Below are 8,093 nucleotides of genomic sequence, written 5' to 3' on the forward strand. Positions count from 1 at the left end.
GTCGCCGCCAGTTTCGTTTCAGGGATTAATGCATTCCAGCAGCAGGGTAAAGGCGGCGGCCATTTGTTCTTCCGGCACGCAGGCGAAGCCCATCAGCAGGCCACGGCGATGGTTGGGCAGCATGTAGTAACGCGACAGCGGTCGCACCAGTACGCCGCGTTCGTTGGCGGCGGCGGCGATCACGACATCGTCAGCCTGGTCCGGCAGGTTAAGGATCAGGTGCAGCCCGGCGTTGTTGTTGAATTCGCTCAACGCTTGTTTGCCCAGGTGCTGCTCGATCAACGCAGTTAAAAACGCCCGGCGTCGGGCATACAACAGCCGCATGCGACGGATATGCGCGGTGTAGTGGCCTTCCTGAATAAACTGCGCCAGTGCGGTCTGGATCAGCAGGTGACCGCCGCGGTACAACTCGGCATGGGCGGTTTTCAGCGCCGCCACCAAGGGTTTTGGCAACACCACGTAACCCAGCCGCAGCGCCGGGTAAAGCGTTTTGCTGAAGGTGCCGATATAGATCACCGGCGCGTCGGCTTCCAGTCCCTGCAACGCCGGGATCGGCTGGCCGGAAAAGCGGAATTCACTGTCGTAGTCATCCTCAACGATCCAACTGCCGCCGTTGCGCGCCAGCGCCAGCAAGCGTTGTCGCCGCGCCAGACTCATCACCGATCCCAGCGGATATTGGTGCGACGGAGTAACAAATATCAGTCGCGGTGCACCTGTGGGCTGATCCGGCGGTACCATGCCGGCCTCATCAACCGCCAGCGGGCAGATATTCACGTCGTTCATCCGCAGGATATTGCGGATCCCCCAATAGCCCGGTTCTTCAATCCAGGCGTCGTCCCCAGGATTGCACAGCAGCCGCGTCACCAGATCTATCGCCTGATGGATGCCTTCGGTAATCAGAATTTGCTCCGGCGAACAGCGTACCGATCGCGCCACGCGCAGATAATCCACCAGCGCATGCTGCAATTCAGGGCTGCCACCTTGGTTGCTGTAGGTCAGCCGCTGTGGGGCTGGGCGGCGACTGATCCGTGCCTGTATTTTGCTGAATAACTGGTGTGGGAAGGCATTCACATCGGGCACGCCGGGAATAAACGCCCCCCATTGTTTGGGGCTGGCACTGGCGTGATGTAACAGGGCGACCCCGCGTTCCGACAGTTCAATACCCCGTTGTTCCCCGTCACTGCCTGCGGGTGCGCTGGCAGTGGATAAACAACTATCCGGCACGGTTTCGGCGACGAATGTGCCACTTCCGGCGCGTGCCAGCACATATCCTTCTGCCAGTAATTGTTCATAAACGGTTAAAACCGTGTTGCGTGAGAGGCTAAGCTCTTGCGCCAGATCGCGTGAGGCGGGCAGGCGGCTGGAGGGCGGCAGGCTGCCGTCCAGAATGCTGGTGCGGATCGCGTTATATAGCCGTTTATGCAGCTTGTCATCGGGCTGTTCGCCGAGACGCTGCAATAACAGGTCACCACTCAGTGAGCGCAATTGGATCCCTCAATTAATCGTAACTGGCTCTCGATTATAGGGCCACATCCTGTGTAAATAAACGTCATTGTTTCACGAATGTGAACGAAACGTACAGATGGCACCGCCCACCGACCGGAGAGAACAACATGAAAAACGCAGAATTGAATCAACGTCGTCAGGATGCCACCCCGCGTGGGGTAGGTGTGATGTGTGATTTTTACGCAGAGCGCGCAGAGAACGCCACGCTGTGGGATGTCGAAGGCAATGAAGTGATCGATTTCGCCTCCGGTATTGCGGTACTGAATACCGGGCACCGCCACCCTAAGGTGATCGCCGCGATTGAAAAGCAGCTGAAGGCCTTCACCCACACCGCTTACCAAATTGTTCCTTACGAAAGCTACGTCACGCTGGCGGAACGTATCAACCAGCGTGCGCCAATCGAAGGCCCATGCAAAACAGCCTTCTTCACCACCGGTGCCGAAGCGGTAGAGAACGCGGTCAAAATTGCCCGTGCCCATACCGGTCGCCCAGGGCTTATCACCTTTGGCGGTGGTTTCCACGGCCGTACCTATATGACCATGGCGCTGACCGGCAAAGTGGCACCTTACAAGCTGGGCTTCGGACCCTTCCCCGGTTCGGTGTTCCACGGGCAATACCCGAATGCGCTGTACGGCGTGACCACCGAAGACGCGATGAACAGCCTGGAACGCATCTTTAAAGCGGATATCGACCCCAAGCAGGTTGCGGCCATCGTGCTGGAGCCGGTACAGGGCGAGGGCGGTTTCAACATCGCACCGGCCGAATTCATGCAAGCGCTGCGTACGCTGTGCGACGAGCACGGCATTCTGCTGATTGCCGACGAAGTACAAACCGGGTTTGCCCGTACCGGCAAACTGTTCGCCATGGATCATTACAGCGTGAAGCCCGACCTTATCACCATGGCGAAAAGCCTGGCGGGCGGTATGCCGCTGTCGGCGGTGGCAGGGCGTGCCGAAGTGATGGACGCTCCGGCACCGGGTGGGCTGGGTGGTACCTATGCCGGTAATCCACTGGCAGTGGCGGCAGCGCTGGCGGTACTGGAGGTGATTGAAGAAGAACAACTGTGCCAGCGTTCGCAACGTCTGGGTCAGCATCTGGTGGAAGTGTTGCAGCAGGCGCGCCAGACCAGCCCGGCGATCGTGGATATCCGCGCGCAGGGTTCGATGGTCGCGGTGGAGTTCAACGATCCGAAGACCGGCAAGCCTTCGGCGGAGATTACCCGCCAGGTGCAGCAGAAAGCGTTGGCAGAAGGCCTGTTGCTGCTGAGCTGCGGCGTCAATGGCAACGTGATCCGCTTCCTGTACCCGCTGACCATTCCTGAAGATCAGTTCACCAAGGCGCTGGGCATTCTTTCTCGCGCGCTGGCCCAATAAGGAGTGATCGGCAATGAAATTGAATAATCCCGAGCTGCTGCGCAGCCAGTGCCTGATTAACGGTGAGTGGTGCGATGCGCTGAGCGGCAAGCGTGAAGCAGTGATCAACCCGGCGACCGGCGTCGAATTGGCCAGTATTCCGCTGGTCAGCGGCGAAGAAACCCAGCAGGCGATTAACGCAGCGCAGGTAGCGCAGCAGGGCTGGAAACAACTGACGGCCAAGCAACGTTCCGCACTGCTGCTGGCCTGGGCCGACAAGGTACTGGCAGCGCAGGAAGATTTGGCGCAGCTGATGACTGCGGAGCAGGGCAAGTCATTGGCGGAAGCGCGTGGCGAAGTGGCCTATGCCGCTTCGTTTATCACCTGGTTTGCTGAAGAAGCTAAACGGGTCGACGGGGCGGTATTGCAGGCGCCGTTGGCCTCACAGCGCCTGGTGGTGGTCAAACAACCGATTGGCGTTTGCGCGGCGATCACGCCGTGGAACTTCCCGGCGGCGATGATCACCCGCAAGGTAGCACCGGCGTTGGCAGCAGGCTGCGCCATTATCGTTAAACCGGCCGAACAAACGCCGCTGACCGCGCTGGCGTTAGGCAAGCTGGCGCAGGATGCCGGTATTCCGGCGGGCGTATTGCAGGTGGTCACCGGCGATGCTGCTCAGGTGGGTAAAGTGCTGTGCGACAGCCCGGTAGTACGCAAACTGAGTTTTACCGGTTCGACCGAGGTCGGCCGCATTCTGATGGCGCAGTGCGCGCCAACCATCAAAAAACTGTCGCTGGAACTGGGTGGCAATGCGCCGGTGATCGTGTTCGACGACGCCAACCTGGACGCGGCGGTGGCGGGCATTATGGCCTCCAAATTCCGCAACAGCGGCCAGACCTGCGTTTGCGCCAACCGTATCTATGTACAGGACGGCATTTATGACCGTCTGGTGGACAAACTGGTGGCGGCGGTCGAACAACTGAAAGTCGGCGACGGCAGCCAGGAGGGCACCACACAGGGGCCGTTGATCGACCAGGACGCAGTGGAAAAAGTACAAAGCCACATCGACGATGCGTTGATCAAGGGTGCGCAGATCGCTATCGGCGGTCAGCCACACGCGCTGGGACGGACCTTCTTCCAGCCGACGGTCGTGACTGGGGTGACGCAAAAAATGCGCTTCGCCAAAGAAGAAACCTTTGGCCCGGTAGCGCCGCTGTTCCGTTTCCATGATGAGGCGGAAGCCATCGCCATGGCCAACGATACCGAATTCGGCCTGGCAGCCTATCTGTTCACGCAGAACGCCTCGCGCCAGTGGCGGGTACCTGAAGCGTTGGAATACGGCATGGTCGGCATCAATACCGGACTGATTTCCAACGAAGTCGCGCCGTTTGGCGGCGTGAAGCAGTCAGGGCTCGGACGTGAAGGATCGCGTTACGGGATTGAAGAATATCTGGAGCTGAAATACCTGTGTATCGATGTGAGCTGTTAACCACCGGGAAATTAACCGATCCCGGTGGCCAGGGCCGCCGGGAGACAAAGGATGCCGTATGTCTGCTGAAAATACCTCTGTTTCTCCGGCGCTTGCCGCCGGGGTGCGAGCACCTGCACCCACCAAATCACTGAGTTTCCTCGAAGGGGTGGCGATGATTGTCGGCACCAACATTGGCGCCGGCGTGCTGTCTATCGCTTACGCTTCCAGCAAGGCCGGTTTTCTACCGCTGCTGTTTTGGCTGGTGCTGGTGGGCAGCCTGACCACCATCACCATGCTGTACGTTGCCGAATCTACCCTGCGCACCCGCGCCCACCTGCAATTAAGCGGGCTGGCGAAACGTTATGTCGGCGGCATTGGTGCCTGGCTGATGTTTGCTTCGGTCTGCGTTAACAGCGTCGGGGCGCTGACCGCCTACATGACCGGCAGCGGCAAGCTGTTGCAGTCCCTGTTTGGCATCTCTCCGGCGATCGGCAGCCTGCTGTTTTTCGTGCCGGCGGCGGGGGTGTTGTACCTGGGGTTGAAGGCGATTGGCCGCGGCGAAAAGTTTATCAGTATCGGTATGGTGGTGATGCTGACCGCGCTGGTGGCGGCCACACTGCTTAAAGACACCAGCCAGATGCGCAACCTGCTGGACGGTGACTGGCGCTTTATGGTGCCGGTATTCAACGTGGTGGTGTTCTGCTTCTCGGCGCAGTACATCGTGCCGGAAATGGCACGCGGTTTCTCCGATAAGCCGGAGCAATTGCCCAAGGCGATTATGGTCGGTATGGCGGTGACCTTTGTGCTGCTGGCGGCGGTGCCGATGTCGGTGATTGCGCTCAGCGGGTTGGCGGGTATCTCTGATGTGGCGACCATCTCCTGGGGCCAGGCGTTGGGGCAGTGGGCGTTCTTCTCCGCCAACATCTTTGCTCTGTGCGCGATGCTGACCTCCTACTGGGGGTTGGGCGGCAGCTTCCTGACCAATATTTTCGACCAGTTCAGCCTGGGTAATGACGAACAGCCACTGCGCCGCTTCGGCGTGCTGATGCTGGTGGTGTTGCCGCCGTTTGTGCTGGCATACAGCGGGCTGGTGTCCTTCGTTAACGCGCTATATTTCGCCGGGGTATTCAGTGGGGTGATCCTGTCGATTATGCCGATGCTGATCCTGCGTGGGGCGCGCAAGCACGGCGACCAGACGCCACGCTGGCAGTGCAGCTGGATCACTCACCCGTTGTTGCAGGTCAGCATCGTATTGCTGTATCTGGGCAGCGCGGTGTACGCGATTGCGTCGCTGTTTGGCTATCTGCCCTCTGGATGGTGAATTGCCTTCCCTCAAGAAGTGATGTTGTTTCTCGATAATTGAGAACGGCGGCGTCGTGGCCGCCGGTTTTTTTACCCGCGCATTTTCTCCGGCAGCGCTAACCAGGCCTGTACCGAAGGACGTTGCCACTGCTTTTGCGCATAGTGGCGAATGTTTTCCGGCACCGCATCGCCGTGTATCACCAGCCGATTGAGCATCAATGCCAGATCGGTATCGGCAATGCACCATTCCCTGAACAGATTATCCTGGCCGTGACTCAGCAGCTTTTCGACTGCGGCGATCAGCTTATTGGCGGCAGCCTGTGCGGCAGCAGACAACGGAGGAAACTTGGCGTTAAGGAACACCGCCTCTGTCGGCCGCTCGGCACGCAATGCCAACAGATCGCTACGCAGCCACGCCTGGACTTCGCGGGCCTTGGCGCGTTGTTTGACATCACGCGGGTACACCGGGTGGGCCGGGTGGATCTCATCCAGATATTCATCGATAGCTGAGGACTCCGACAGCTGAAACTCGCCGACTACCAGCGTCGGTACCCGGCGCGTTAATGACAGCGCCGCGTAGGCCGGCTCTTGGTTTTTCCCCTGCGACAGGTCGACCGGCTTCAGGGTGAAGGGAATGCCTTTCTCCGTCAGTGTAATAAACGCCGACATGGCATAGGGGCTGAAAAAGTTGGCATCGCTATAGAGTTCGACTATCGGCTGAGACATTGGGTTTTCCTCAAGGCAAAGGGAGGCGAACTTTGATAATTGACGAGCAGTGGCTAAAGATCAATCTGTTAGCGGAAAGTTATTTCAACGGCGACTCGCGCTGCAGGCGGTGGCTACTGGCATTGTGATATATTTGTTGCCATTAAGTTGAGTTTGGCAGCGTGAAGTAACATGAAGAAGCAGTGGGTAGAAAGTTTGAAAATGGGGTGCGCACGTTTATGGCCGCATCCCTTAGCCGTCGGCAAAAAGGAGATTTTGCTTTCCAGCGTCGGCGCTGGGTTGGGGCTGATGATTTCCGGTTGGATCAGCCATTTTGTCCTGGGTGAGGTCAACCTGTGGTTTATTGCCCCGATGGGGGCTTCTGCGGTGCTGTTGTTTGGCGTGCCAAACAGTCCGCTGGCGCAGCCATGGTCGATCGTTGGCGGCAATATCTCGGCTGCGGCGGTAGGGGTCAGCACCAGCCTGCTGATTGCCGATCCCGGCCTGGCCTGTGGGGTGGCGGTGGCGTTGGCGATTGGGTTGATGTTCAAACTGCGCTGTTTGCATCCGCCCGGCGGCGCGGTCGCACTGACCGCGATCCTCGGCGGACCGGGTATTCACCAACTGGGCTACAGCTTTGTGTTGTACCCGGTGCTGCTGAACTCGGTGCTACTGGCCGTGCTGGCGATTATCTTCAATAATCTGGCCGGACGACGTTATCCGCACCCCCTGGCCTCGGCCGAAGCCAAGCCAGCCAATCTGCCGATTGATGCGGTGTCTATCACCCGTGCCGATCTGCACGAGGCGCTGATGCAGGGTGAACTGTTTGATATCGACGAAGACGATCTGCAGGAAATCCTGCTGCGTGCCGAACAGCTGGCGCATCAGCGGCAGAACGGTGGTGCCTGATTAGGCTAGCGGGCGGAAACAAAAAAGCCACCTCGTGAGAAGTGGCTTAATTATATGATTTTAAAGCTAAAATTTGGTGGCCCCTACTGGACTTGAACCAGTGACCAAGCGATTATGAGTCGCGTGCTCTAACCAACTGAGCTAAGGGGCCAAGCGGCGAGATTATACGGTAATCCTTCGGCGCAGGTCTACTGTTAACCATCTGTATGTTGCTTTTCTGCGCAGTTCTAGCTTGTTGTAATTGCTGGCGGATTTTGCGATAACCGCTGTAAATCCCTTTAATGGACTCTCGAACCCTATGGAACTCCTGGCGCCCAACCTGCGGGTGGTGTTTTGCGGCATCAACCCTGGCCTGTCTTCGGCCCATCAAGGCTACCCTTTTGCTAACGGCAGCAACCGCTTCTGGAAAGTGGTGCATCAGGCCGGTTTTACCGCTAGTCAGTTAGCGCCGGAGCAGTGGCAACAGCTGCAGGAAACCGGCTGTGGCATCACCGCCTTGGTGGCGCGGCCCACGGTGGCAGCCAGTGAGGTAACGCGTGACGAACTGCTCAGCGGCGGTGAGGCGTTAAAGGAAAAGATCCTGCGTTACCAGCCGCGGGCGCTGGCGATTTTGGGCAAGCAGGCGTTCAGCAGTGCCTTTGGGGTGCGTAAAGCGTCCTGGGGACGTCAGGACATGACGATCGGTAAAACTGAAGTGTGGGTGCTGCCGAACCCTAGCGGATTGAACCGTGCCACGCTGGAGCAGCTTACAGAGAGCTATCGCGAGCTGTTCCTGGCATTGAAATAAGTCAGATGGATTTTAGGCAATAAAAAACCCCGGCGAGCCGGCAATGCCGATCAGTTAAGGA

The 8,093-nt window shown here is 58.5% G+C and carries 7 protein-coding genes and 1 tRNA gene; 5 read left to right on the plus strand and 3 right to left on the minus strand.

The features are described from left to right. Positions 1-18: 18 nt before the first annotated feature. Positions 19-1,485, minus strand: a complete 1,467-nt coding sequence (locus BEI65_RS03415; protein ID WP_099062142.1) for a PLP-dependent aminotransferase family protein — start codon at positions 1,483-1,485, stop codon at positions 19-21. Between the two features lie 128 nt (positions 1,486-1,613). Here BEI65_RS03415 and BEI65_RS03420 point away from each other — a divergent pair, with 128 nt between their 5' ends. From BEI65_RS03420 to BEI65_RS03430, 3 genes are read left to right on the plus strand one after another with little or no spacing between them, the layout of a single operon-like run. After that, positions 1,614-2,879 (plus strand): 4-aminobutyrate--2-oxoglutarate transaminase, encoded by a 1,266-nt coding sequence (locus BEI65_RS03420; RefSeq protein ID WP_085119098.1) that lies wholly within the window; start codon positions 1,614-1,616, stop codon positions 2,877-2,879. A gap of 13 nt (positions 2,880-2,892) precedes the next feature. Further along, the gene (locus BEI65_RS03425) at positions 2,893-4,347 is read left to right on the plus strand and encodes an NAD-dependent succinate-semialdehyde dehydrogenase (RefSeq protein WP_099062143.1); all 1,455 of its coding nucleotides are present in this window, start codon (positions 2,893-2,895) and stop codon (positions 4,345-4,347) included. Between the two features lie 58 nt (positions 4,348-4,405). Continuing rightward, positions 4,406-5,650 (plus strand): amino acid permease, encoded by a 1,245-nt coding sequence (locus BEI65_RS03430; RefSeq protein ID WP_099062144.1) that lies wholly within the window; start codon positions 4,406-4,408, stop codon positions 5,648-5,650. Positions 5,651-5,721: 71 nt separating this feature from the next. Here BEI65_RS03430 and yfcF read toward each other — a convergent pair whose 3' ends face one another. Next, positions 5,722-6,357, minus strand: a complete 636-nt coding sequence (gene yfcF, locus BEI65_RS03435) for a glutathione transferase (protein ID WP_099062145.1) — start codon at positions 6,355-6,357, stop codon at positions 5,722-5,724. Positions 6,358-6,528: 171 nt separating this feature from the next. On the opposite strand from yfcF, the gene BEI65_RS03440 reads away from it, so the two are divergent. Then, positions 6,529-7,245, plus strand: a complete 717-nt coding sequence (locus BEI65_RS03440; RefSeq protein ID WP_099062146.1) for an HPP family protein — start codon at positions 6,529-6,531, stop codon at positions 7,243-7,245. A gap of 74 nt (positions 7,246-7,319) precedes the next feature. Here the strand turns inward: BEI65_RS03440 and BEI65_RS03445 are convergent. Further along, positions 7,320-7,396: transfer RNA gene (locus tag BEI65_RS03445), tRNA-Ile, on the minus strand. A gap of 147 nt (positions 7,397-7,543) precedes the next feature. Between BEI65_RS03445 and mug the strand changes: the two genes are divergently transcribed. Then, positions 7,544-8,032, plus strand: a complete 489-nt coding sequence (mug, locus tag BEI65_RS03450; protein WP_099062147.1) for a G/U mismatch-specific DNA glycosylase — start codon at positions 7,544-7,546, stop codon at positions 8,030-8,032. Positions 8,033-8,093: the final 61 nt, after the last annotated feature.

Origin of the sequence: Serratia sp. BW106, assembly GCF_002607755.1 — a bacterium.
GTDB lineage: Bacteria > Pseudomonadota > Gammaproteobacteria > Enterobacterales > Enterobacteriaceae > Serratia > Serratia proteamaculans.